This is a genomic window from Paraburkholderia sp. RL18-101-BIB-B (assembly GCF_046026985.1).
Lineage (GTDB): Bacteria > Pseudomonadota > Gammaproteobacteria > Burkholderiales > Burkholderiaceae > Paraburkholderia.
The window spans coordinates 98,548-122,069 of record NZ_JARESV010000003.1 but is presented as its reverse complement, the minus strand read 5'-3'; the positions used below and the strand labels follow the sequence as shown (position 1 = coordinate 122,069).

Below are 23,522 nucleotides of genomic sequence, written 5' to 3'. Positions count from 1 at the left end.
TGCGATGAGCGCTGGTACAGATACGATTGAAGTGCGCATCATTGACGTGAGCGCGGCGGCCGACGACATCCGTGTGTTCTGGCTAGCCCGTACGGACGGTGCGGCGTTGCCGGCGTATGCGCCCGGCTCGCATATCGACGTTCATCTTCCGAATGGACGGGTGCGCCAGTACTCGTTGTGCGGCGCCGACGCCAGCGCACCGGAGTACCGCATCGCCGTCAAACGCGAACCCGCGTCCCGCGGCGGATCCGCATGGCTGCATAGCGCCGCGCAGGTCGGCACGCGCATGCGGATCGGGACGCCGCGCAACGCGTTTGCCTTGAGCGATACGGCAGATCAGCACCTTTTGATTGCCGGCGGAATCGGCGTCACGCCGATTCTCTCGATGGCCTACGCGCTCGCGGCATCGCAAAAGCGGTACACGCTCGCCTATTTTGCTCGCAGCGACGCGTCTGTCGTATTCCGTACGGAGTTCGGACGATCACCTCTTGCGGACCACGCGCATATCCACGTCGGCCTCTCGCCAGCCGCGACTAGCGAGCGCATTGCTGGTCTGCTGTCTGCCGCGTTGCCCAACACGCATCTCTATGTTTGCGGACCGCCGGCCTTCATGGAGATGACGGTAGGCCTTGCTCGCGACATGCTGGGCGAACCGTTCGTGCATCAGGAGTCGTTCGGCCCTGCGGTGCCGGTTGCCGGCGACGAACGCGAGTTTTCGGTGCGGCTCGAAGGCAGGAGCGACGCAATACCCGTCCCGCCAGGCAAGACCGTGCTGGCGTCTCTGCGCGAGGCGGGATTCGACCTGCCATCGTCGTGCGAAGTGGGCGTGTGCGGGACTTGCATGATGCGCGTTCTCGCGGGCGAGCCCGATCATCGCGACACCTATCTGACCGATGACGAACGCGCGGCCGGGACGTGCTTCCTGCCGTGCGTATCGAGGTCGAATTCATCCGTGTTGGTGCTTGACGAGTTGGCGTGAGCGGCACGGGTATTTGCATTCAAATCCATAGGCAGGGAGACTTCAAATGAACCTCAGTCGTCGGGACGTTGTAAAGGCAGTGGCTTGCGCGGCGTCCGTCATGGCCGTCGCGTTTTCTTCAACCAGCTACGCGAAGGAGTGGAAGACCGTCACCATTGCCCTCGAGGGCAGCTATGAACCGTGGAATCTGACACGTCCGGACGGCACGCTGGATGGGTTCGAACCGGAGCTTGCGAAAAATCTCTGCACGCGTATGCGCGTGCAGTGCAAACTGATCGCGCAAGACTGGGACGGGTTGATTCCCGGGTTGAACTCCGGCAAATTCGACGTAATCATGGATGCCCTGTCGATCAGTGACGAGCGTAAGAAGGCGATCACCTTTTCAAAGCCATATGCAAATACGCCAGCCGCTTTTGTCTCGGTCGGGTCGGGCGTGCTGCCGAAGCTGCCGCCGGGCGCCATACCCATCAAGCTGACCGGCAATCCGGCAGCCGACAGGCCGGCCGTCGACCTGCTGCGCGTCAGCTTGAAGGGCAAATCGATCGGGATCGTCACGGGGACGGTCTATAGCAAATTCATCAACGAGAACTTCAAGGATATTGCGAGCATTCGCGAATACAAGAACGCTCCGGAACACGACATCGATCTGATCGCGGGACGTATCGACGTGGCGTTCGACGACGCATCCTACTATGCGTCCGCCTTGTCGAAACCCGCCAACGCGACGTTGGGATTCACCGGTCCGAAGATCGGCGGTCCAATCTGGGGGGACGGTGAAGCGCTCGGTTTGCGCAAAGCCGACACGGACCTGAAAGCCATGTTCGATCAGGCAATTTCCGCGGCGCTTGCTGACGGGACGGTGCACACGCTCAGTCAGAAGTGGTTCAAAACGGACGTCACGCCCTGAAGCTGAATTTATGGTCGATACGTAGTTTAGCTATACTGATTTTTAACGAGCCGTCGATATCCCTGGAATCGACGGCTCGTTTGCCATTAGTGGAGCAGTTATTCGTGCAGCGCGCCGGTGATGTTCTCGACGACGCTCAGCAGATCGCCCCGCGTGACCAGTTCGTGAATGTGCACCATGTCCGGGTGGAAGAAGCGATCGTCCTCCACCTTGGGCACCTTCTGCCTGATCCGGGCGTAGACCGCTGCCGTGGCAGGCGAGGCGTCTGCCGGGTCGAAGAAATCCAGAGCCTGGGTTGCCACCATCAGTTCGATCGCGAGCACATGCTGGAGTTTCTGCGACGTCTCGTAAGCCTTGCGTGCGGCAAGATACGCAAAGCTCACGGGGTCTTCCTGATTGCCGCTCGTCGAGACGCTATCCACGCTCGCAGGATGAGACAGGATACGCATTTCTCCGAGCAGGCCCGCGGCGGTGTACTGAACGATCATGTAGCCGCTATTCAGACCGGGGCGCGGCGCGAGGAACGCCGGCAGTTCGCTGAAGTGCGGGTTCACCAGCCGGTCGGTCCGGCGTTCGGAGATTTTGGCGAGATTGGTCATCGCGATGCAGAGGAGGTCGCTCGCGATGCCAACGAACGTGCCATCGAAATTCGCGCCTGAAATGGCGAGGCCGTCGCCTTCGTGGGGATAGATGACGGGGTTGTCGCCGCAAGAACCGACCTCGTCGAGAATGGCTTCGCGCGCATCATTGATGGCTCGCTTCGAGGCACCGTGGACTTGCGCCATGGCTCGCAGACTGTAGGTATCCTGCAAGCGGTAATCGACAAAGCGTTCGGTCAATGCGCTGCCGGCGAGAATTCGTCGCAGATTGTCGGCCGCGTTGGACTGGTCCCGGTGTTTCTTGACCGAGTGGTAGCGCGCGTCGAGCGAGCGTGTTGTGCCCTTGAGCGGCTGCAGGGACATGGCAGCGGCAATGTCGGCGACCTTGGACGCTTCCAGCGCGTTATGCAGCGCGAGCATGCCGATTGCGGTCACCGAGGTCGTGCCGTTGACCAGCGCGAGCCCCTCCTTGCAACGCAGGGTATGAGGTTTCAGGCCGGCTTTCTGCAGCGCTTCCAGACCGCTCATCCGTTCACCGCCATAGGTCGCCTCGCCTTCGCCAATCAGCACGAGGGCCATGTGCGCTTCGGGTCCGAGGTAGCCGACCGAGCCGTCACCAGGCGCTACCGGCGTGATGCCGTGATTGAGCAATTCCGCAATCTGCTGCAGTAAGTCGAGCGTGACACCGGAATAGCCTTTTCCAAGGCTGTTCAGGATCATGAGCTGAGTCGCGCGGACGACCTCGCGCGGCAGCGGGGCGCCCACCGAGACCGCGTGCGAGCGCACGATATTGCGTTGCAGATCCTCGGCCTCTTCTGGCCGGATCACGCGGGTGGAGTTGTCGCCGAATCCGGTGGTGACGCCGTAGACGAGGCGATTTTCCTCGAGAAACCGTTCGACCTGCATGCGCGAGCGCGACACGCGCTCGCAATATTTCTGCGAGAAGCGGACCTTCGCGCCATGCTTTGCGACCGCGATAAATTCCTCGATCGATATGTCGTCATCGCCGAGCAGCACTTCGCTAATGTGCTTTGGACGAGCCCGCAGGCTATCGTGCCCTGTGTTCATGTTCATGCGTGATCCCTATGATTTGGCTGGTTAGCTGAAACCATGCGGCAGGCACGCAGCGGCAAACAGCGATGGCTGATGCGCATGGATTCGCTTTCGAGCATAGGGTGGCGCATAGACGCCGACAAACCATTTAATCTGCGGAGTCTCTATAGTTTTTCTAAAACACGAGCGGTGCGCCCGGGGTCCGGAATGATGAAGGGTCAACCAAATATCGCGTTGATGTCGCGTTGCGTCTGCGCGGCTTCCTCGGTCAGCCAGTCGAGGAATTGCCGTGCGTCCGGCGCCTCGAGCGCGCCGGGTTGCCACACCAGGTAGTACGGATACGGCATGGGCAGCGAGATCCTGAAGGGTGCGATCAGCAGTCCCTGCGTCAGGCTATCGGCAGTGAAAAGTCCCTGACCGAGCGACACGCCTCTGCCGCGCAGCGTCGCATCGACGGCCATGCCCGAAAGCGAGTAGGTCAACGGAGCCAGTGTGTCTGGCACAGGGACGCCGGCTGCGCGCAACCAGTCGCCCCAGGTCGGCGGCGACCTCTCGTTCCAGCCCCACTCGACATGGACAAGCGGGTAGTGCAGCAAATCCGCGGGCTGCTCGATTGGGTGGTCCGCCCGCAGCAGTGACGGCGAGCACACCGGTGTCACCCGGTCGGTGAACAGGAGGCGGTAGTGGGCTCCGTCCGCGGGCGGCGTTCCGTACGTCATACGGACATCCCAATTGCTTTCGCCGCGCTTCGGCTCGCGATCCGTGGCCTCCACGTGGACGCGCACGCCGGGTGATAGCGTGTGCCACTTATCCAGCCGCGACGCAAACCAATGCGTTGCAACCGAAGGGAACGTGCTGAGTGTCAGGTGAGGACCATGCTGCGCCGCTTCCAGGGCCGTGTGCGCGGCATGAAAGCATTCGAAGCCGCGGGCCACGTGCTCGTGGTAGAGCTGGCCGAGCGCGGTGGGGCGCAGGCCGGTGCTTTCGCGGTCGAACAGCGCGACGCCGAGGAATTCTTCGAGCTGGCGGATCTGTTGACTGACTGCTCCGGGCGTCACGTGCAGTGATTCGGCGGCGGCGACGACATTCTTGTTGCGAACCACGGCATCGAATGCCTGGAGGGCGCGCAGCGGCGGCAAACGGTTCATCTTCGGGGTTCCGGAACTGGCGGCACGCTGGCCATTCGGAGCGGACGCCAGCGCCCCGATATTAGTGTAGAAAGACGGTCCGAAGCTGCTCGCCAAAATAAGCAGGATGCAGCGTTCGCCGTGTCGCGGCGAGAGGCCGAAGTTGGATCGATAGCGGTGCTTAGGCCATGTCGCGCTTTACGCGAATGTGCGAGGAAGAATTCGAGGAGCATCAGGCCGCGCGCTTTGTCCGGCCATGAAGCCGGACAAAGCAGCCCGTTCACGTTCGGCGAACCAGGGCCTCGATTCGCCAGGCGCGGTCTCCTGAAAGCCGCTTCAAACCTTGACGACGGAGGCTTGATAGATCTCGTCGACGGATTTCTCGAGCGTCGTGTTGAATTCACTGTCGCTCATCGATGCCTTGAGCTCGTTGATCAAAGCCCGTGAGAAGCTGGCGATCATGCCGTGATTCGACGCGAGCCGTTTGCACGCGTCGGCTCGCGTGTAGCCGCCGGAAAGCGCGACTACCCGTGCGACACGCGGGTGCTCGATCAGCGGACGATAGAAGTCCGCTACGTCCGGTATGGTCAGCTTGAGCATCACTTGACGGCTATCCGGCAACGCATCGAGACCTTTGGTCAGTTCCGCGAGAAGGGTGGCTTCCGCCCCCGGCTTGTCCGGACTCTTGATCGAAATCTCGGGCTCGAGGATCGGCATGAGACCGTGCGCGTCGATCTGTGCGGCCAGCTCGAACTGTTGCCTGGCGATTGCAGCGATCCCGGCTGGCGAATTCAGGTTGATGACCGAGCGCATCTTGGTGCCGCAGATACCGAGCTTCGCGGCCCTGGCGAGCAGATCGTCCAGGCCGGGAATCGGCTTCATCAACTGGACACCGTCGGCTTCGGCTTCCAGGCCCTTATCGACCTTCAGGAACGGCACGACGCCGCGCTCCTCCCACAGGAAGGTCGGAACGGGTTTCCCCTGCGCCTGTCCGTCCATGGTCGCTTCGAACAGGATGGCCCCGATGATCTTCTCCCCCGTAAAGGCGGGTGCCGTGATGATGCGCACGCGCATCTCGTGTATCAGCTTGAACATCTCGGCGTCATTGCTGTAGGCGCTCTCCGGAATGCCATAAAGCCGCAATGCGCCAGGGGTCGATCCGCCGCTCTGGTCCAGGGCGGCAAAAAATCCCTGTTTCTCACAAACTTGCGCCAGCATCTTCTCATCAGCCACGATCGTCTCCCTCTTCACGGTGGAATATCAAACCAGCATTTCTGGTCGCGACACGTTGCGTTCAATACGTTCAGTGTGACGATGTTAATGCAAATGTGGGACTCGATGAAAAAACGGTCGCCGACGTCGGCTATTGAGGCTTGTGTCGTTTTTATTACGCGTGACGCCCAAACACTATTTAACATACACTTACATCGCATTTTGCTAGGCTTGCCGTCGCACGCGGCGCGGCTGGGGAGCAGGCCCATGGCCGCTCAATAGCCAGTCTGTCAGACGCCCCTTCGCGCACCAAACCGCGTGTTAAACCGATCTCCCGCCCTTCTCTCTGGGACACTGACATGAAGTCGAGAATCATCGCACCGCTTTTGATCGCTTCGTTACTTGGCACGTCCGTGGCCGCTTTCGCGCAGCCGCACCACGATGACCACGGCAATGGCCAGTCTTCGCACAACAAGGCAAACCCAGGTCACGGGGCTCCGCATGGAAAGGGTCACGGGCCTGCTCCGCACGACGCGTCGCGCGGAGGTCCTGGTGGTCCCATTCCTCATAACGACTGGCACAAGGGCGAGCGGCTTCCGGCGGAGTACCGCGATCATAATTACGTCGTCAACGACTGGCACGGGCATGGACTGCAAGCGCCGCCGCGCGGGTATCAGTGGGTGGGCGTGAACGGGGACTACGTACTCGCTGCCATCGCGACAGGGGTCATCGCCAACGTTCTGCTTTCCGGGCACTAAGCGGCCGGATCGATATCGATCGATCCGCCGAATCGCTGGACGTTGGTCGTTCTGCGAATATCAGGACCGTGCCCGCCCTTGGCGGCCATGGTTCTGCTTATGTCGCATGTTTTGGTTTGTATGCTGTCTTGACTGTCCGAGCGCGGCCGTTGCTGTTGAAATGACTTCTTGCTTATCCCAGGGAGCCCGCCATGCGTGAAGCAAAAGCAACCGCCGAACGTCTAGCTGCTTTTTCAGACGGCGTCTTCGCAGTGATCGTGACCATCATGGTGCTGGAGCTCAAGGCACCGGAGGAGCATTCGTTCTCGGCACTGTTGCCTCTATGGCCGATCGCCCTCAGCTACGCGGTGAGCTATCTTTTCGTCGCGATCATCTGGATCAATCACCATCACCTGATGCGGTTCGTCGGTCCGCCGACGCTGGGAATGATATGGGTCAACTTCGTTCATCTCTTCCTGGTTTCGCTGTTGCCGTTTGCGACCGCGTGGGTAGCAACGACCCAGCTCGCGTCGTCGTCCGTGATGTTTTACGCAGGTCTGTTTATATGTATCGACGCGGCGTACAACGTTTTCGAACATCAGGTATTGACTCAGGCGGATGCCAGCATGGTGTCCGCGCGTATGCGGCGTACAGCGAGATACCGATCGCTGATCGTCCTTGCGGGGTTCACGTCAGCCATGCTGGTTGCGATCGTCGCCCCGCGCGTCGGCTTCGGTCTGATATGCGTAGCGTTGACGCTCCACTTGAGGCCGGATCTCTCCGAGTTCAGGCCGTGACCGATCTTCAAGGGCAGCGTTTGTGAAAAGGCTGTTCGCCTCGAAAGAGGCGGACAGGTTCGTGCTCACAAATCAATGACGACGTCACCAGCCGGCTGGGAACAGCAGACAAGCACGTTCCCTTGCGCGGGCATGTCGAGCGGCTCGGGACTATAGTTCACCGCCCCCGAAACCAGTCCGCTTTCACAGTTGTGACAAACACCGGTTCGACACGACCATCGAACCGGCACGTCACACGCTTCGGCAAGCTCCAGAATGTTCGGATACAGCGCCGCATTCCAGTGCGCCGCGACGCCGCTGCGGGCAAATGAAACCAGCGGCCCGGTGTCGGCATCCTCTGTCGGCTGGTGCGGCGCGCGCGCCGAAGTGCCGACGATGCCCGGTGTCAAAGTCTCACCACCGGTGAAGATTTCAGCGTGAATCCGTTCCGGCGCGACGCTCATCCCGGCGAGCACCATTTTCATGTCCGCCATGAAGCGCGTCGGGCCGCAGAGGTAGAAATCCGCACCTTGCGGCACGCCTGCCTCGTCGAGTGCCGTCCCCGAGAGGTGGCCGATCGCATCAAAATTCTCGCCGATGCGCTCGCTCGCATCCGGCCGGCTGTAGCAGACATAGCTGCGCCCGTGCGTCAGTTTGTGCACCAGAGCGCGGGCATCGTCCGCGAATGCATGGTGCTGCCGATCGCGAGCGCCGTGGAGCCACCACACCTGCCGCGTCGAGCCCGCCGCGGCCAGCGCGTGCAACATGGCAAGAACCGGCGTCACGCCGATTCCCGCGCTGAGAAGAACAAGCGGACCGTCTCCCGGCTGCAGAACAAAGCTGCCGCGTGGCGCACTGACATCGAGTGCATCGCCTACACGGACGTGCGCTTGCAGGTAGGTTCCCGCTGCCCCATGCGGCTCGACCTTGACGCTGATCCGATAGCGCTCGGCCGATGCTTCGCCCGAAAGCGAGTAGCTGCGAAAGAGTGGCGGGCCGTCGGCGGGCCGTGGCAGACGCAACACCACGTACTGACCGGGCAGCGCCGTTTGCAGCGGTTGACCGTTCGCGCTTTGCAACGTCAGCGAGAGCACATCGGCGCACGCCGGTTCAATCGCCGTCACCGTGAGTGACCGGAATCCGGGGGCAACCGGATGCGCGGCAGCGGCGGGTGCAAGGCCTGCATTCCCGCTCGCTGCACCCGTCGTCTGGTCGCGCAACAACGCCTCGAACGACCCACGCCAGCCGGGCGATAGTGCCTCGATGCGCAAGGCCTGCTCCAGCCGATCGCGCGGATGATGAGGGGAATACAGGAGCGCATTGATCTCGGCGACGCTCATGCGCTCTGTTGCCTCGCCGACTTTCACGATGTCGTCGCCGGCGCCGACGGCACCCTCCTGCAGGACGCGCAAATAGAAACCCGGCCGTCCGCTGGATGTCAGCAACGCAGGCATGCGGGGCTCGTTCGTCCGAATGCCGACGCGATAGCAGGTCACGCGAGGTTGCGTCACCTCGAACAAGGCCGTGCCGATCCGATAGCGGTCGCCGATGCACACGTCGGAGTCCGGCATGCCTTCGATCGTGAAGTTCTCGCCGAACTGTCCGTAGACGAAGTCGGTCCGCTTCAGTTGCGCCTGCCAATGGCGATAGGACTCGATCTGGTAGACGAACACGGCTCGCTGCTCGCCGCCGTGCCCAGCCAGATCGCCCTGGCCGTCGCCGGTCAGATTCAGGCGGCCGGCCCAACAACGCGCGTGCGCCGGCTCCTTCCAGATTCCCGTGTAGACCGTGCGGCCTTTCCAGTCAATGTCGCGCGGCAGTCCGACATTCACCGAGAGCAATCGAGCCATGCTTCCTCCTGAATCACGAGAGCGCGCCTACAACGTCAGCTCATGGCCAGCGCACAATCACACGCAATAGCATGCCACGTCAATGCGCACTGTCCTGTCTGGCATACGTTGACTCCCACCCGCCGCCGAGCACCTTGCATAATGTGATGAGATTCGCGTCGGCGTCGGCCTTGCTTTGTTCGAGGTTGCTCTGCGCATCGAGTAACTGTTTCTGCACGTTCAGCACGTCGAGAAAATCGACCGCACCCGCCTTGTACCGTTGCCGCGCAATCGACAGCGCACGCTGGTTCAGGCTCACGACCGTTTTCAGGCGATCACGCCGCCGCTGTTCCGCGTCATAGACGACGAGCGCATCGTCCACCTCGCGCCATGCCTGAAGCACGGTGTGCTTGTAGACGATCGCCGCCTCCTGCTGCTGTGCCTCGCGCAGATGAAGCGTGCCCTTGAGGCGTCCGCCTTCGAAGATAGGCAGCGTGATCGACGGTCCCACGACAAACTGCCCGGACGCCCAGTCGGCGAGATTCGAGAGCTGCAGGCTCTGGAACCCGGCGCTGCCGTTCAGCGAGATGCGTGGATAGAAGTCGGCCTTCGCCATGCCGATCGTCGCGGTGGCCGCGTGCAGCTGAGCCTCCGCTTTCCTGATGTCGGGTCTGCGCTGCACCAGTTCCGACGGCACGCCAATGGGCACCTGATCAGGCAGTGCCGGTACATCGTGCGGCTCGGCGAGCATCTGTTTTAATGCGCCAGGTTCCTTCGCCAGTAGCACGCCAATCGCATTGATGGTGGTCTCGTTGCGCGATTCGAGCGTCGGGATCAGGCTTTCGATCGACTCCGCCTGGGCCATCGCGTTGGCTACATCCAGCTCCGTGGTGACACCTTCATGCACCCGCGTTTGCGTGAGCTTCGTGGCGTCGTGCGCAATCTCCAGGTTCTGTTTCGCGATCTGCAGCAGCGCTTGCGTGTCGCGCAACTGGATGTAGTCGCGGGCGAGTTCGGCGCGGGCGGACAACAGGATCGCGTTGCGGTCCTCGTACGACGCATCGGCGAGCGCCGACGCGGCCTCGACTCCGCGTCGGGCACGACCCCAGAAATCGAGCTCCCATGATGCATCGAAGCCGAACTGGTAGAGATCGTAAGCGGGCGAGCCTTTGGCGCCCGGCAACGGCGCCACGCCTAGCGGCGCGCTGCCCGATGCAGACTGCGGCTGACTTCCCGTCGGGGTGACGCCAAGCAGCGACAGGATGCCGTTCGGACTTCCGCGCTCGCGGTTATAGGAGGCGGCGCCGGCCAGCGTCGGATATTCTTCGGCACCGGCAATGCGCTGTTCCGCCCGGCTTTGCCGCAGGCGCGCCGACGCGGCCGCGACGTCGAGATTCGCATCGCTCAGCTGGTTCTCCAGCGAGTCCAGCACGGGATCGTTGAACAGCGTCCACCATTGCGGACTGAATTCGGATTCGACCGCTTTGCTCGAAGCCTGCGCGGTCTGGGTGCGGTTGAACACGTCGGGCGTGGCCGTCTGCGGACGTTCGAAGTTCGGGCCGACCAGGCAGCCCGTGAGCAGGGAGCTCAGCAACAGCGCGAGCGCCGGTGTGCGGAGGGAGAAGTCGCTCGCATTCATTTCGCGTCCGCTCCCGCGATGCGCATATCGGCACGCTTGCCGACGGCGACCTCCGTTTCGACGGACAGGCCCACGCTCAAAGCGGACGCGGCCTGTTGTCCGTGGTCGATCGTGATCTTGACCGGCACGCGCTGGACGACCTTCGTGAAGTTGCCCGTTGCGTTATCGGGCGCGATAGGCGCGAAGCTCACACCTGTGGCGGGGGCAAGACTATCGACGTGTCCCCGGATCACTTCGCCCGGAAAACTGTCGACCTTGATCCGAACAGCGTCGCCGGGCCGCATCCGGGCGAGCTGGTTTTCCTGGAAGTTGGCGACGATATAGGCGTCCGACAGCGGCACGATCGCGAGCAGCGGCGCGCCGGTCGTCACGAATGCGCCGACCCGTGCCGAACGCCGTCCAACCTTGCCGTCGACGGGCGCGCGGATCTCCGTATACGACAGGTTGAGCTTCGCCTGTTCGAGCGCGGCTTCGGCGTGCGCCAACGCGCCGGCCGCCTTGTCGCGCTGGGTCTTCAGCACGTCGAGGTTCTGCTCGGTCGCCACGAGTGCGGCCCGGTTGCGGGCCTGCTGCGCGAGTTCCTCGGCCAGCGCGCTTGCGGCGTGCTGCTGCTCCTGCGTCGTGCCCGCGCCGGTTTCCGAGAGATTGCGGTAGCGCGAGGCGTTCGCACGCGCAAACTCGAGCGTCGCGTCATCCGCGCGAAGCGTGGCACGCGCCTGATCGACGAGCGCGGGCTGCCGCGCAATCTCGGCCTCGTAGTTCGCGACCGATGCCTTCGCTGCCGCCACGTCCGCCTGCGCGCTCATCAACGCGGCGTGGAAGTCGCGGTCGTCGATGCGTACCAACAATTGCCCGGCTTTCACCTGCTGGTTGTCTTCGACGAGCACCTCGGAAAGCTGGCCCGCGACACGCGGCGCGACCAGCGTGAAGTCGGCCGTCACATAGGCATCATTGGTGGTCTCGCTGGTCGAGCCGGTGAATAGCCAAAGGCAGGCCGCCAGTACAGCGACGCCGAGTATGAGCACATACGCGGCAAGACGGATCGTTCTGGGAGGAAATCGGGTAGCGGATGACATAGATAGCGGCGCTTAGCGGGAAGAGGGCGGCGTTGTGCTCCAGGGCGGATAAACGCGCACGGGTAACACCGGAATAACGAAAAGGAAGGCGACGGCGATACCCGCCATCACGCGATAGAGATCCGCCGATGTCAGCACGACGGCCTGCTCGTGAATCCGGTGCGCGAGTTCGCCGATGCTGTGAGCCGCATCGATGCTCTGGCTCGTGACCAGCGCGTTGTTGCCCAGGTGGTCCACCAGCATGCTCGAATGGAAATGCTCGCGTGCCGTACCGAGCCCATCGATGAGACCGGTTGCCGCTGCGCCGGTAAATGTTTTGAGCGTGTTGAACATGGCCGAGGCAAACGGACCTTCCGTTGGGGGCAGGCCGGTCGTGACGCCCATCAGGATGCCCATGATCACCATGGGCTGAGCAACGATCTCCAGCGACTGAAGCCAGTAAAAGTTCTCGCGAATCCACTCGGAGGTCATGAAGCTCCCCAGAAAGCACGTGGTGGCGATCAGGCAAAGTCCAATGGCCATGACCCAGCGGTGGTCGACCTGCCGGAGATTGAGCAGCGCGGCGGTCGCGGGCAGCGCAATCAATAGCGGAATGGCGACGAGCAACGACAGCGGCGCGGTTTGCAGCGGCCGGTAGCCGTGAATCTGCGCGAGATACTGGCCGGGTATGGCGGCGACGCCCACCAGCAGGATCACCGCGCCGACCAGTGTGAGAAGCCCGTGCGCGAAGTTCCGGCGGGCAAGCAGTTGCAGTTTGAAAAACGGCAGCGGATGAAACCACTCGTTGACAAGGAATGCCACGAACAACAGCGTCCCGCCGCAAAACATCTTGGAGATAAACGTCGAATTCAGCCAGTCAAGCCGATCGCCCTGCAGCAGGCCGATGACGAGCATGGCGATGGCGGGATAGCCGAGCAGGAATCCGGTCCAGTTGAATGAACGGAACCGTTCGAGTCTGGTTGGATCGGCTGGAAGCCCCTTGTAGATCGCTACGCAGCTCACGAGGCCAAGCGGCACGATTTGCCAGAAGGCCATTTGCCAGCCGACATATTCGGTCCACAACGCGGCGAGCGGCGTGCCGAGCGCCGGTCCGAAGGTCGCGGTGAGTGCGTAGCCCGCGAGTCCATATAACTTGACCCTCGGGGGCAGGTAACGCAGCGCGACGATGATCAGCATCGGCGGCAGACATCCGCCTGCGACGCCCTGCAGCGCACGCAACACATAGAGCGTCAGCAGGTTCGGCGCGAAGGGACACAGAAATCCAAGCAACATCACGGCCAGCACCGCGCCGATCGTAAATCGCTTCAGCGTGAACGTCACGCCGAACCACGGCGCGAACACCATCGTGGCCACGTTCGTCGCCTCGAAGAGCGCGGTCAGCCAGGTTCCATCGTCACGGCCGATCGAGAACGCGCCGCGGATATCAGCGAGCGCCACCGCGGTGACCTGTTCGTTCAGTATGGCCAGCAGCGACGCCAGCAGCATTCCGATCAGGCCGATAGCGAGGCGCAGGGGCAACTCGGCTTCGGTGGGTGTCTGCTGCACAGGAGTTCCTGTCTGGGGCACAGAGACCGGCGTCGACGATGGCGCGAGCTTCGCATCTCCTGTTCCAGTTATCGATGGGTTGGCGGTGTTCATAGGGGTCCGGCTACCAGTGTTTAATGGGGCATTCCGTCGGAAAATCTTCCTGCCATGCCCGGTGTTCGCGAAGATCCAGCCGGCTCGCTAACGTATTGCCGCCGCGCGATGGGTTTTATGAATTCTAGGAGGCGGCCCGGCTTTCTTAAAGCTGACACATGTCGCGTATCTGGCCATTTCGTGCGCGAATCTGGCCAATGTCATTGTCGCTCCCTGGGCAACGTGCGAACCCCCGGCAATGAATCTTTTCCATTCGGTCAACAGAACACGTTTCACCGACATGGGGCGGCACGAACAGCCACCTTTTTGTAGCGGCCGAGGGTAACCGTAGATGAATCGCGCGAATGCGGAAGCGGCATACCATTACGCCACTGGCCGCCGCCTCGTTACAGAAATGCCGAATTCGCGCGGCGTCCGGCTCACGCCTTGGGCTGCGCCTCGGCGAAGTATTGAGGCGCCTCGCGGCGATCGAACATTCCGTACTCCCGGACAACGCGGATGTGCCGCAGGCGCACGAACTTCGGCAGGGTCGTATTGCGCTCGAAGGCTTCAGCGGCCGCGAGGTCTTCCCACGTCGCTACCGCGATGACGTCGCCGGGTGTCATCAACGCGTCGAATGCGTCCCAGGCGACGAGACCGGGCGCCTTCGTATCGAGTCCCAGCGATTGCGCAACCGCGTCCGCGCTCACCAGCTTGACCCAATCCGGTGCGTACGTGGCATCGAGTAGCGTTATCGCCTTGCCTACTCCCGTTTCGGTGGTGTCGAGGCGTTGCTCGATCAACGTCTGCCCGGCAGGGACGCACGTATCCGCGACGGTCTGGCCAATGCGCAAGCGGTAGTCGGCAAAGACGCGATCGCGCGCCGCCTGCTGCACCTTGTGATGGTTCGTCGTCACTCGCCAACGTATCAGCGACTTCTCATCGCGCCAGCTCGATAGAGAAAGCAGCCATCCCTCGCGTGTCAGACTTGCGTAGCGGGTATTGTCGACGAAACCATCGATCGCTTCGAGCTCCGGGCGCAGCATCTTGGCCATGCCGAGATAGGCGTCGAATTGTTCGGATAACGGATTGACTTCGAGCATTGCAGAAAACATGGATTCCTTCGTCTGGTTGAGGATGCCTGGTCATGTGGGGACAGGTAACCGCAGCGATGCAGTCGATTCATCACCATGTGACTGTCGCGCGATGGGTCATTTGATTGTCGGAGATGGAGAGGGCTTCTTGAAGCCTCATCAGGCCGCGTATTGGGCCATTCCATGCGCGAATTTTGCCAGGCTGGCTCATCACGGATCACCCAGGCGAAGCGCCGATCCGGAAACGGTCATTTTCCGTTTGGCTAACAAACAAAATCCGACTGAGATGGGATATCGCGAAGGCCACTTCCTTTGCTCGTTAAAAGAGTGCGAAATCGGCCATTCGTGGTCTTCTTCGAGTCAGCCGCGGAAAGAGAGCGTCACCATGCAGGACATGGCGCTTACTATTGCGGCATCTTCCTAGCGCCCGATGACGCCGCGTCCCCGTGAGGAGGGCGTAGATCTATTGGCAGGCTGAAAACACATTCAAGTTGGAATCAAGATGGACAGATTACGTGAGATGGAGGTTTTCGTAGCCATTGTCGACCGAGGCAGTTTTACCAGCGCGTCGGAGAAACTCGGAATGTCGGCGCCTGCGGTCTCGCGGGCGCTCAACTCGCTCGAAGCCCGCTTGGGCGCGCAACTGCTGGCGCGAACAACCCGTTCAGTCCGACCGACAGAGGCAGGCATGTCGTACCTCGATGCCTGCCGCAAGGTGTTGGATGCCGTCACGGACGCAGAAGCCGATGTCGCGGCTTGCCAGGACAACCCGGTAGGCACACTGACCATTTCTGCTCCGGTGCTGTTTGGCCAGCGATTCATCGCTCCGCTAATCGATGCGTATGCCCAGCGTTATCCGGACGTCAGCATCAACGCGGTGTATGTCGATCGCACCACGCGACTTCTGGAGGAGGGCGTGGATATCGCCATCCGGATAGGCCACCTGGGCGATTCTTCGATATATGCCATTCCGTTGGGTTTTGTACGGCGTCGAACCTACGCGGCCCCGGCTTATCTCGTGGCGCATGGAGAACCCGTTCATCCCAGGGAGCTTGCAGATCATCACTGCGTGTCCCTCACGGGAGTGACGAATCCTCTCGAATGGACGTTTTATGAAAACGGCTTGAGGCTATCGGTCCGGGTTCAGCCACGAATGATCGTCAACCTGGCGCCGGCGGCCGTTATGGCAGCCGTCGACCGCGTGGGAATAACGCAATTGTTTTCCTACCAGGGGGCGTCCGAGGTACTCAATGGAACGCTGCTGCCAATCTTGACGGCATTCGAGCCCGAGTCGACGCCGGTCAACTTGCTGCATGTGGAGCGGCGAGGCGCAAGCGGTAAGATTCGAGCCTTCGTGGAGTTCGTCACCGAGACGTTGCGCAGAAACGTGCATCTTCAACACATGGAAACCGCGGTGACGATGAATGGGACCTCTGGAATCTTGAGTCCGGTCAAATAGGGCATGCTGATGAGGCAAGTCGGATCGTGCGGGCTAGTCCACGCGGCGAATTCTTCAAGCTCAAACCGAACCGGCCGGCGCGACTGCAAGACGAAGTTCCCGATAGGCGGTCACCAGCGCATCGAGGCTGAAAGTCCGGTTCAGGCCACTGGGATTGGGCAGCACCCATGCGCGAGCGCCGCCGAATGTGGCCGGTTGAAGTCCCCACTGGATGTCGCGGCTGCCCGACATTGCGCTGAGCGCCATCTTTCCGAGGAAGGCAACGCATCGCGGCGCATATCCTTCGATCTTCCGTTCGAACTCCGTCGCGGCCGCTTTGAATTCCCACTGTAATAGCTGATCCGCTCGTGCGGTCGGACGCGAGACCACCGTGGTGAGACCACAACCATACTGCAGGAGCGTGTGGTCGTCTTCGGGACCAATCTGTTCGGGAGTAAAACCCGCGAGATGAACGGTCCGCCAGAACCGATTGCCTCTGCCGGCAAAGTGGCGGCCGCTCGACGCCGCGCGGACGCCCGGATTGATGCCGCAAAATACAACGGATAAACCCGGCTCAAGCAGATCAGGAAGAGATTGAAGTGAATCGGAGCGAGTCACGGATGGGTGTAGGCCTATTCAAGATGTACATTCGAGGCGCCGAGTGGCAACAACAGGCTACCTCGACGACACCACGAGCGCAGTTTGAACCACGCCGCCACGACGGACAAGCGGCAAGAGCGTCGATTTCAGGTCAAATGTGTCCCGATTCTTGCCAGCCCAACTCGGTAGACCCGAGAGCTAATCGACAGTTTCCAGTTCTGCTGTTTCGACTTGCTCCTCGACCTCGCTAGATGCCCACTGCTGCTTGCCTACCGTGCCGCGGAATCGTTGGCGATACTGTCTGGGCGTAACGTTGAGCCGTCGGAAGAAAGTGGTTCGCATATGCGTGGCGCTATGAAAGCCACAATTGAACGCCACGGTCTTCAGAGGCGCATCGGTCTCCTCGAGCAACTTCCTCGCGGTGTCGACGCGAACCTGCTCGACAAACGCGGACGGCGTCACCTTGGCATACTTCGCGAATAGCCTCGAGAACGTACGGCGGCTGACTGAAACAGCGCTGGCAAGCTGTTCGATCGATAACGCATCGGTAATGTGCTCGGTCACGTACCGGAGCACCTTGCCGACGATCGGATCCTGGTCCTTCCGTACTCCGACGTAAGGACTGTATTGAGACTGTCCTCCTTCTCGCTGGATGTAGACCACCAGGCGTTTCGCAACCCGCACGGCCAGTTCGTGCCCCCAGTCTTCCGTGACCAGCGAAAGACACAGGTCTATGCCCGCCGTCACGCCGGCAGAGGTAAAGAGGCGTCCGTCACGAATGAAGATCCGGTCCGGCTGCACGCGTGCCTGAGGGAATTCGTCAGCGAGGCGATCCGCATCTGCCCAGTGGGTCGTCACGTCCTTGCCGTCGAGCAGCCCGGCGTGTGCGAGCACGAATGCACCGTTGCAAACGGAACCGAAGCGGGTTGCGCCGCGCGCCTGGTCTTGCAACCACTTCAGAAACTCGGGCCGCGGCTCGGCATTGGGCAACCGCGGTCCGCCTGCTACCAGCAGCAAGTCGAATGGCGTGTCGAAGTCCGCATAGCTATACGGAATCGCGAGTTGCATCCCGTTCGAGCACGACACGGTGCCGGCCTCGTTACCCAGCAGAAACACCTCATACTTCTGGTGTTCAGGGAGAAATGTGTTGGCTTCCGCGAATACGTCCAGAGGGCCCGCAACATCCAGCGCCTGCACATCATCGAATACAACAATGGCGACTTTCATGTCGTGACCCTCGTTCCTCGTTGCCGGACTTCGTGTCCGCTGGAGCCACTATAAGAGCGAAGCGCCACGGGATAAATGCGTCGCGCCGAAAATCACTTATTACACGAAGTGCGGGTATGCAAGCCCGGAAATACTGGTAAAGCGGCGCGCAGACCCGTTCGTTGGCCGTCGCAAGGGCGGAGTCAGGAGAGCGCGGTTCATTGCGGCGCCCCTCATGACCCTGTTCGCAGCCGACGCGCGGGGCAACACTGGCTACGTGGCCCAAATCTCACCTCTATTGGCCCGCGACGGCGCCAACGATGCGCACGGTCGCCGTGCCGACTACCTATGCTTTATCTCATCAATGCGGCTGGGATCTTAAAGCTCGGGCGCACCAGAGAATCTGTCGTCGGCGAAATGGTCGTCCGTCCTTAGCCCCTGGTTGCACGCCGGACTGGCCACGATGAGGCTACAGCCGCCTCAACCCATGTCACGGTCGAAGTTCAGACCGGACGCGAATCGAGGACAGATTCATCATGCTGATGGAAAAAATTCAAAGCTCTTTCCTGTTCGGGGGAAACGCCCCCTATGTCGAGGAGCAGTACGAACTCTACCTGGCTGACCCGGCATCGGTCGCGGATGAGTGGCGCGCGTATTTCGATGCGTTGCGCGAAACCCCCGCCATCGACGGCAGCGACCGCGATGACGAACCGCATGCGCCTGTCGTTTCCACCTTCGTCGAGCTGGGCAAGCGCTCGCGCGCTACGGAGACGACGCTCGAAGACGGTCTTGCGATCGCCAGAAAGCAGGTGGCGGTGCAGTCGTTGATTGCCGCGTTCCGCATGGTCGGCACGCGCAAGGCGAAACTCGACCCGCTGCTGTGGACTCCGCCGCAGGCCTCCGTCGAACTCACGCCGGCGTTCTACGGCTTGTCGGCGGCAGACATGTCCACGCGATTCAGCACGGCCGACACGTTTCTTTTCGACGAAGACGCAACGCTGCGCGAGATCGTCGCGGCGCTCGAACAGACCTATTCCGGCACACTCGGCGCCGATTTCATGCATCTGAGCGATGCCGGCGAGCGGCGTTGGTGGCAAATGCAACTTGAGTCGACGCGCGCGAGGCCTTCGTTTTCGGTAGCGGAGAAAAAACGGTTCCTCGAACGCCTGACGGCTGCTGAAGGACTGGAGAAGTACCTGCACACGCGCTATGTCGGGCAAAAACGCTTCTCGCTGGAAGGCGGCGAATCGTTGATCGTGTTGCTGGACGAGCTGGTTCGCTATGGCGCATCGAAGAAGGTCGGCACGGTGGTGATGGGCATGGCGCATCGCGGGCGTCTGAATGTGCTGGTGAACATTGCCGGCAAGCCTTTGCGCGCGCTCTTCGACGAGTTCGAGGGCAAGAGCGGCGACCCTCTGCCGGCCGGCGACGTCAAGTACCACAAGGGCTATAGCGGTGTCACGCAGACGGCCGACGGGCCTGTCGATGTCGTGCTTGCATTCAATCCCTCGCACCTGGAAATCGTCAACCCAGTCGTGCAAGGCATGGCGCGCGCCAAAGGCGAGACCTCGGGCGCGGGCGACGGAAGCGACGTGCTGCCCGTCGAGATTCACGGTGACGCGGCAATGTCCGGGCAAGGCGTCGTGATGGAGACGTTGAGCCTGACGTACACCCGAGGACACGGCACGGGCGGAACGGTCCACGTGGTCGTCAACAATCAGATCGGCTTTACGACTTCGGATCCGCGCGATACACGCTCGTCGTTCTACTGCACGGACATCGCGAAGATGATCGAGGCGCCGGTTTTGCACGTCAACGCTGACGACCCGGAAGCGGTGGCCATGGCGGTGCGCCTCGCGCTCGACTATCGCACGGCGTTCAGGCGCAGCGTGGTGATCGATCTTGTCTGTTTCCGCAAGCACGGGCATCAGGAACAGGACACGCCCGCCATCACGCAGCCGCTCATGTACCGCGCGATTACCAGCCACCCTGGCGTGAGGACCGTGTACGCGCAACAGTTGATCAGGGAAGGCGTAGTGACGCCGGATCAGGTCAAGGACACCCTCGACGCACATCGAGACAGTCTCGAACACGCGCGAGAAGCCGAAGCGCCCGGCGTATCTGTACAGCCAGACGAAATACCCACATGGCCGAAGTTTCTCGATGACTATGCCGGCCCGGTCCAGTATGGTCCTCCGTTGCCCGCTCAGGTGCGCGCGTTGGCGCAACAGATCTCGACCATCCCGGACGGATACGAAATCCATCCGCTGGTCGGCAAGATGATCACCGCGCGCCGCGAGATGGCCGCGGGGAGAAAGCCGATCGATTGGGGCATGGGTGAACACCTGGCGTTCGCCTCGTTGCTCGGCGCCGGGATCGATGTCCGCTTGAGCGGGCAGGACAGCGCGAGGGGCACGTTCAATCACCGCCACGCCGTTCTGCACAATCAGACACGCACGAGCAGGACGGAGGGCGTCTACATCCCGCTCGATCATATCGACGGCGCAAGTGGCCGATTTACGGTGACGAACTCCATTCTGTCGGAGGCGGCCGTGTTGGCCTTCGAGTATGGCTACTCGACGGTCAACCGCAATGCGCTCGTCGTGTGGGAGGCGCAGTTCGGGGACTTCGCGAATGGTGCGCAGGTTGTGATCGATCAGTTCATCGCAGCGGGCGCCGCAAAGTGGGGACAACTCAGCGGCTTGACCCTGTTCCTGCCGCACGGGCAGGACGGGCAGGGACCGGAACACGCGTCGGCGAGACTCGAGCGATATCTGCAGCTTTGCGCGCAGGACAACATGCGGGTCACCCAACCGACCACGCCCGCGCAACTGTTCCATTTGCTGCGGATGCAAGCGGCTGTGTTCGATCGCCGGCCGCTCGTCGTGATGACGCCCAAGTCGCTGCTGCGTCATCCGGAAGCGGTCAGCACGCTCGACGAGCTGGCCACGGGTGCGTTCCGCGAGATCCTGGTGGACACGCAGGTCGAGCCGTCGCGAGTGTCGAATGTGGAGCGCGTCATCGTGTCTTCGGGCAAGGTCTACTTCGACCTGCTCGAACAGCGCCGCACGTCGGGTGTTGACGATACGCCGCTCATCCGCGTCGAACAGCTGTATCCGTTTCCGTCCAGGCAACTCGCCGCGGAGTTTGCACGTTATCCGAATCTGAAGACCGTGGTCTGGTGTCAGGAGGAGTCGCGCAACCAGGGGGCATCGAGCTTCGTTGAACCGCAGTTGCGCGAGATCCTGCCTTCGGGTGCGCAATTGCGGTATGCGGGGCCGGCGGCTTCCGCGTCGACGGCGCCCGGTTATCACGCGGTACATGCGGCGAGACAGGCTGCGCTTATCTCAAGTGCGTTCGCGGAATAATGGCTTGTGCATCTCGCGGTGATACCGCGCGCGGACCTTCAGTCGCTCGGGACGTGGATAAGCGGCCAGCGGCGACCGTTCGCATGCAACCGAAAAAGATCCGCGGACGGCGTGTCATCGCAATGGCTCAAATGCGATCTATCTTGGCCCATATACAAGCACTTTTACGCGTGTGCGCAGCCTCAATCATTGTCAGAATGAATAAAACCGTTTCTCACGATTCTTCCAGACGCACATCAAAAAAGTGCTGGATGGGCTGCGCTTCGTACGGAGAACCCGTCGGAGCAATCGCCCATGAGCTGGTAAGGAACATACGCTGTTCTCGAGTTGGAAGAGAAATCGTCCTTAGATTTTGGCCGCTGATGTTGTCAGCGTCCGTTTCCATGCGAGTCAGCCATGACCCAAAACCCAAACGCTGCTTTAAACGCTCTCCTGAAACCGCCGGCTGCCGGCGAATCGATGTCGGGTGCCGACATCATCCTGCGCGTGCTCAGCGAACAGGGTGTCGATACCGTATTCGGCTATAGCGGCGGCGCAATTTTGCCGACGTACGATGCCGTCTTTCGTTTCAACGAAATGCACGCGCAAACTCCCGAGCGCCAGATCAAACTCGTGGTACCCGCCAATGAACAGGCCGCCGGCTTCATGGCCGCGGGTTATGCGCGCGCGAGCGGCAAGGTCGGCGTATTCATGGTGACGTCAGGTCCTGGGGCGACGAACGCGGTGACGCCGATCGCCGACTGCAACGGCGATTCGATCCCTGTCGTCCTCATATGCGGACAGGTGCCTCGTGCCATGATCGGCACCGATGCTTTCCAGGAAGCGCCCGTTTTCAACATCATGTCGGCGTGCGCAAAGCAGGTGTTTCTGGTGACCGACCCGGCAAAGCTGGAGCAGACGCTGCGGACCGCATTCGAAGTCGCTCGCACCGGCCGTCCAGGCCCGGTTGTCGTGGATGTGCCCAAGGACATCCAGAACTGGAGCGGCGTCTATCACGGGCACGGTACGCTGGAGTTTCGAGGCTACTCCGACCGTCTTCGCATGGTGGCAAAAGGCGCTCGTCTCGAAGAGGACAAGCGCACCGAATTCTTCGATCTGCTGGCGCGCAGCAAACGACCGTTGCTGTATGCCGGCGGCGGCATTATCACGGCCGGCGCAACGGCAGAGTTGCGCCAGTTTGCGGAGCGCTTCGGGATCCCCGTGGTGACCACGTTGATGGGGCTCGGCGCGATATCCGTGAAACACGAACTGGGGCTCGGCATGCTGGGCATGCACGGCGCGGCCTGTGCGAACTACGCGGTCGAAGATTGTGACTTCCTGATCGCGGTAGGCGCCCGATTCGATGACCGGGTTGCCGGTGGCCGCCCTGACGCATTCGCACCCAGAGCGCGGTATGTTGCGCACATCGACATCGACGAGGCGGAAATCAACAAGGTGAAACGGGCGCACTGGACGCACGTAGGCGACGCGAAGGATACCTTGCTGTCACTGATGAAGCATGGTCCAGCCGCGCAACCGCCGTTGGACTGGCTCGATCGAATCAAGGAACTGAAACGCGTCTACGGTATGAACTATGACCGCGGCAGTCCGGCAATTCAGCCGCAGTTCGTAGTCGAAAAGCTCAGTGAAATTACCGGCGGGCGAGCCATCGTCACCACAGGCGTCGGTCAGCACCAGATGTGGGCAGCGCAATTTTTCGACTTCGTCGAGCCGCGCAGTTTCCTGACTTCGGGCAGCATGGGGACGATGGGCTTCGGGCTGCCCGCGGCGATCGGCGCTCAACTGGCGCGACCGGATGCGCTTGTCATCGACATCGATGGTGACGGCAGCATCCGCATGAATATTGGCGACCTGGAGACGGCAACCACCTACGGCGTGCCTGTCAAAGTACTGCTGCTCAACAATCTCGGTGACGGGATGATCCGGCAATGGCAGCGTCTCTTTTACGAGGGGCGCTTGTGCGTGAGCGACAAGTCGCTTCATCGCAAGGATTTCGTCATGGCAGCTCGGGCCGACGGGTTTGAGTTTGCCAGTCGCGTTGACGCAATCAGCGAACTCGAAGGCCAACTCAGGGCCTTCATTGAATTCGACGGACCGGCTTTCCTCGAAGTGATGGTCGACGAGAATGCCGATGTCTTTCCGATGGTCGGACCAGGGCAAAGCTACGCGAATATGATCACCGGGCCGTTTATTCCGTCCCGGGTCGAGCCGGAAACCAAAGGGAAGGGCACGAAGCGTCAAGCGGCTGCGGATATGTTCTAAGCA

General features: G+C 61.5%; 18 protein-coding genes. 8 read left to right on the top strand and 10 right to left on the bottom strand.

Going from position 1 to position 23,522, the window contains the following annotated elements; all coding sequences use genetic code 11:
- The first annotated feature begins 4 nt into the window (after positions 1-4).
- Together P0D73_RS06390 and P0D73_RS06385 are read left to right on the top strand one after the other, a co-directional pair.
- Positions 5-979: a PDR/VanB family oxidoreductase gene (locus tag P0D73_RS06390; RefSeq protein WP_408430398.1), complete on the top strand. Its 975-nt coding sequence runs from the start codon at positions 5-7 to the stop codon at positions 977-979.
- Between the two features lie 46 nt (positions 980-1,025).
- Positions 1,026-1,886: a transporter substrate-binding domain-containing protein gene (locus P0D73_RS06385; protein WP_408430396.1), complete on the top strand. Its 861-nt coding sequence runs from the start codon at positions 1,026-1,028 to the stop codon at positions 1,884-1,886.
- A gap of 98 nt (positions 1,887-1,984) precedes the next feature.
- Here the strand turns inward: P0D73_RS06385 and hutH are convergent, their stop codons facing one another.
- From hutH to P0D73_RS06370, 3 genes are all read right to left on the bottom strand, one after another.
- Positions 1,985-3,559 carry a histidine ammonia-lyase gene (hutH, locus tag P0D73_RS06380; RefSeq protein WP_408430394.1) on the bottom strand — a complete coding sequence of 525 codons (1,575 nt, stop codon included), beginning with the start codon at positions 3,557-3,559 and terminating at the stop codon, positions 1,985-1,987.
- Positions 3,560-3,756: 197 nt separating this feature from the next.
- Complete coding sequence (locus P0D73_RS06375; protein ID WP_408430391.1) at positions 3,757-4,686, bottom strand: LysR substrate-binding domain-containing protein; 930 nt, start codon at positions 4,684-4,686, stop codon at positions 3,757-3,759.
- A gap of 315 nt (positions 4,687-5,001) precedes the next feature.
- A complete protein-coding gene (locus P0D73_RS06370) occupies positions 5,002-5,898 on the bottom strand; it encodes a fructose bisphosphate aldolase (protein ID WP_132374391.1) in 897 nt (298 codons plus the stop codon).
- Between the two features lie 338 nt (positions 5,899-6,236).
- Between P0D73_RS06370 and P0D73_RS06365 the strand changes: the two genes are divergently transcribed.
- Together P0D73_RS06365 and P0D73_RS06360 are read left to right on the top strand one after the other, a co-directional pair.
- Positions 6,237-6,635, top strand: coding sequence for an RcnB family protein (locus P0D73_RS06365; protein WP_408282166.1), 399 nt, complete (start codon positions 6,237-6,239; stop codon positions 6,633-6,635).
- 191 nt (positions 6,636-6,826) lie between these two features.
- Positions 6,827-7,411 (top strand): TMEM175 family protein, encoded by a 585-nt coding sequence (locus P0D73_RS06360; protein WP_408176632.1) that lies wholly within the window; start codon positions 6,827-6,829, stop codon positions 7,409-7,411.
- Between the two features lie 65 nt (positions 7,412-7,476).
- Here the strand turns inward: P0D73_RS06360 and P0D73_RS06355 are convergent, their stop codons facing one another.
- The 5 genes from P0D73_RS06355 to P0D73_RS06335 all read right to left on the bottom strand — a co-directional run bounded on the left by P0D73_RS06355 (position 7,477) and on the right by P0D73_RS06335 (position 14,666).
- On the bottom strand, positions 7,477-9,240 hold the full coding sequence (locus P0D73_RS06355) for an MOSC domain-containing protein (RefSeq protein ID WP_408282168.1): 1,764 nt from the start codon (positions 9,238-9,240) through the stop codon (positions 7,477-7,479).
- 79 nt (positions 9,241-9,319) lie between these two features.
- A complete protein-coding gene (locus P0D73_RS06350) occupies positions 9,320-10,858 on the bottom strand; it encodes an efflux transporter outer membrane subunit (RefSeq protein WP_408176635.1) in 1,539 nt (512 codons plus the stop codon).
- On the bottom strand, positions 10,855-11,934 hold the full coding sequence (locus tag P0D73_RS06345) for an HlyD family secretion protein (RefSeq protein WP_408176636.1): 1,080 nt from the start codon (positions 11,932-11,934) through the stop codon (positions 10,855-10,857). The genes P0D73_RS06350 and P0D73_RS06345 overlap by 4 nt, the downstream gene beginning before the upstream one ends.
- Positions 11,935-11,946: 12 nt before the next feature.
- A complete protein-coding gene (locus P0D73_RS06340; protein WP_408430388.1) occupies positions 11,947-13,572 on the bottom strand; it encodes an MFS transporter in 1,626 nt (541 codons plus the stop codon).
- Positions 13,573-13,991: 419 nt separating this feature from the next.
- A complete protein-coding gene (locus tag P0D73_RS06335) occupies positions 13,992-14,666 on the bottom strand; it encodes an antibiotic biosynthesis monooxygenase family protein (protein ID WP_408282174.1) in 675 nt (224 codons plus the stop codon).
- On the opposite strand from P0D73_RS06335, the gene P0D73_RS06330 reads away from it, so the two are divergent.
- Positions 14,665-15,069 carry a hypothetical protein gene (locus tag P0D73_RS06330; protein ID WP_408282176.1) on the top strand — a complete coding sequence of 135 codons (405 nt, stop codon included), beginning with the start codon at positions 14,665-14,667 and terminating at the stop codon, positions 15,067-15,069. The two genes, P0D73_RS06335 and P0D73_RS06330, sit on opposite strands and share 2 nt — an antisense overlap.
- 78 nt (positions 15,070-15,147) lie before the next feature.
- Positions 15,148-16,104, top strand: coding sequence for a LysR family transcriptional regulator (locus P0D73_RS06325; protein ID WP_408176637.1), 957 nt, complete (start codon positions 15,148-15,150; stop codon positions 16,102-16,104).
- 60 nt (positions 16,105-16,164) lie between these two features.
- Here the strand turns inward: P0D73_RS06325 and mug are convergent, their stop codons facing one another.
- Entirely contained in the window at positions 16,165-16,701 is a 537-nt protein-coding gene (gene mug, locus P0D73_RS06320; RefSeq protein WP_408282180.1) for a G/U mismatch-specific DNA glycosylase, read from the bottom strand.
- Between the two features lie 180 nt (positions 16,702-16,881).
- The gene (locus P0D73_RS06315) at positions 16,882-17,910 is read right to left on the bottom strand and encodes a GlxA family transcriptional regulator (protein WP_408282183.1); all 1,029 of its coding nucleotides are present in this window, start codon (positions 17,908-17,910) and stop codon (positions 16,882-16,884) included.
- 515 nt (positions 17,911-18,425) lie between these two features.
- Between P0D73_RS06315 and P0D73_RS06310 the strand changes: the two genes are divergently transcribed.
- Positions 18,426-21,257, top strand: coding sequence for a 2-oxoglutarate dehydrogenase E1 component (locus P0D73_RS06310; RefSeq protein WP_408282185.1), 2,832 nt, complete (start codon positions 18,426-18,428; stop codon positions 21,255-21,257).
- A 396-nt stretch (positions 21,258-21,653) separates the two neighbouring features.
- Positions 21,654-23,519, top strand: coding sequence for a biosynthetic-type acetolactate synthase large subunit (gene ilvB, locus P0D73_RS06305; RefSeq protein WP_408282187.1), 1,866 nt, complete (start codon positions 21,654-21,656; stop codon positions 23,517-23,519).
- The last annotated feature ends 3 nt before the right edge of the window (positions 23,520-23,522 follow it).

What these genes read in the sequence shown, in the direction of transcription:
- P0D73_RS06385 (WP_408430396.1), top strand. Translation starts at nt 1,026, where the DNA reads ATGAACCTCAGTCGTCGGGACGTTGTAAAGGCAGTGGCTTGCGCGGCG.
- P0D73_RS06315 (WP_408282183.1), bottom strand. Translation starts at nt 17,910, where the DNA reads ATGAAAGTCGCCATTGTTGTATTCGATGATGTGCAGGCGCTGGATGTT.
- P0D73_RS06330 (WP_408282176.1), top strand. Translation starts at nt 14,665, where the DNA reads ATGGATTCCTTCGTCTGGTTGAGGATGCCTGGTCATGTGGGGACAGGT.
- P0D73_RS06365 (WP_408282166.1), top strand. Translation starts at nt 6,237, where the DNA reads ATGAAGTCGAGAATCATCGCACCGCTTTTGATCGCTTCGTTACTTGGC.
- P0D73_RS06360 (WP_408176632.1), top strand. Translation starts at nt 6,827, where the DNA reads ATGCGTGAAGCAAAAGCAACCGCCGAACGTCTAGCTGCTTTTTCAGAC.
- hutH (WP_408430394.1), bottom strand. Translation starts at nt 3,559, where the DNA reads ATGAACATGAACACAGGGCACGATAGCCTGCGGGCTCGTCCAAAGCAC.
- P0D73_RS06345 (WP_408176636.1), bottom strand. Translation starts at nt 11,934, where the DNA reads ATGTCATCCGCTACCCGATTTCCTCCCAGAACGATCCGTCTTGCCGCG.
- P0D73_RS06350 (WP_408176635.1), bottom strand. Translation starts at nt 10,858, where the DNA reads ATGAATGCGAGCGACTTCTCCCTCCGCACACCGGCGCTCGCGCTGTTG.
- P0D73_RS06310 (WP_408282185.1), top strand. Translation starts at nt 18,426, where the DNA reads ATGCTGATGGAAAAAATTCAAAGCTCTTTCCTGTTCGGGGGAAACGCC.
- P0D73_RS06375 (WP_408430391.1), bottom strand. Translation starts at nt 4,686, where the DNA reads ATGAACCGTTTGCCGCCGCTGCGCGCCCTCCAGGCATTCGATGCCGTG.
- P0D73_RS06335 (WP_408282174.1), bottom strand. Translation starts at nt 14,666, where the DNA reads ATGTTTTCTGCAATGCTCGAAGTCAATCCGTTATCCGAACAATTCGAC.
- ilvB (WP_408282187.1), top strand. Translation starts at nt 21,654, where the DNA reads ATGACCCAAAACCCAAACGCTGCTTTAAACGCTCTCCTGAAACCGCCG.
- P0D73_RS06340 (WP_408430388.1), bottom strand. Translation starts at nt 13,572, where the DNA reads ATGAACACCGCCAACCCATCGATAACTGGAACAGGAGATGCGAAGCTC.
- P0D73_RS06390 (WP_408430398.1), top strand. Translation starts at nt 5, where the DNA reads ATGAGCGCTGGTACAGATACGATTGAAGTGCGCATCATTGACGTGAGC.
- P0D73_RS06355 (WP_408282168.1), bottom strand. Translation starts at nt 9,240, where the DNA reads ATGGCTCGATTGCTCTCGGTGAATGTCGGACTGCCGCGCGACATTGAC.
- P0D73_RS06325 (WP_408176637.1), top strand. Translation starts at nt 15,148, where the DNA reads ATGGACAGATTACGTGAGATGGAGGTTTTCGTAGCCATTGTCGACCGA.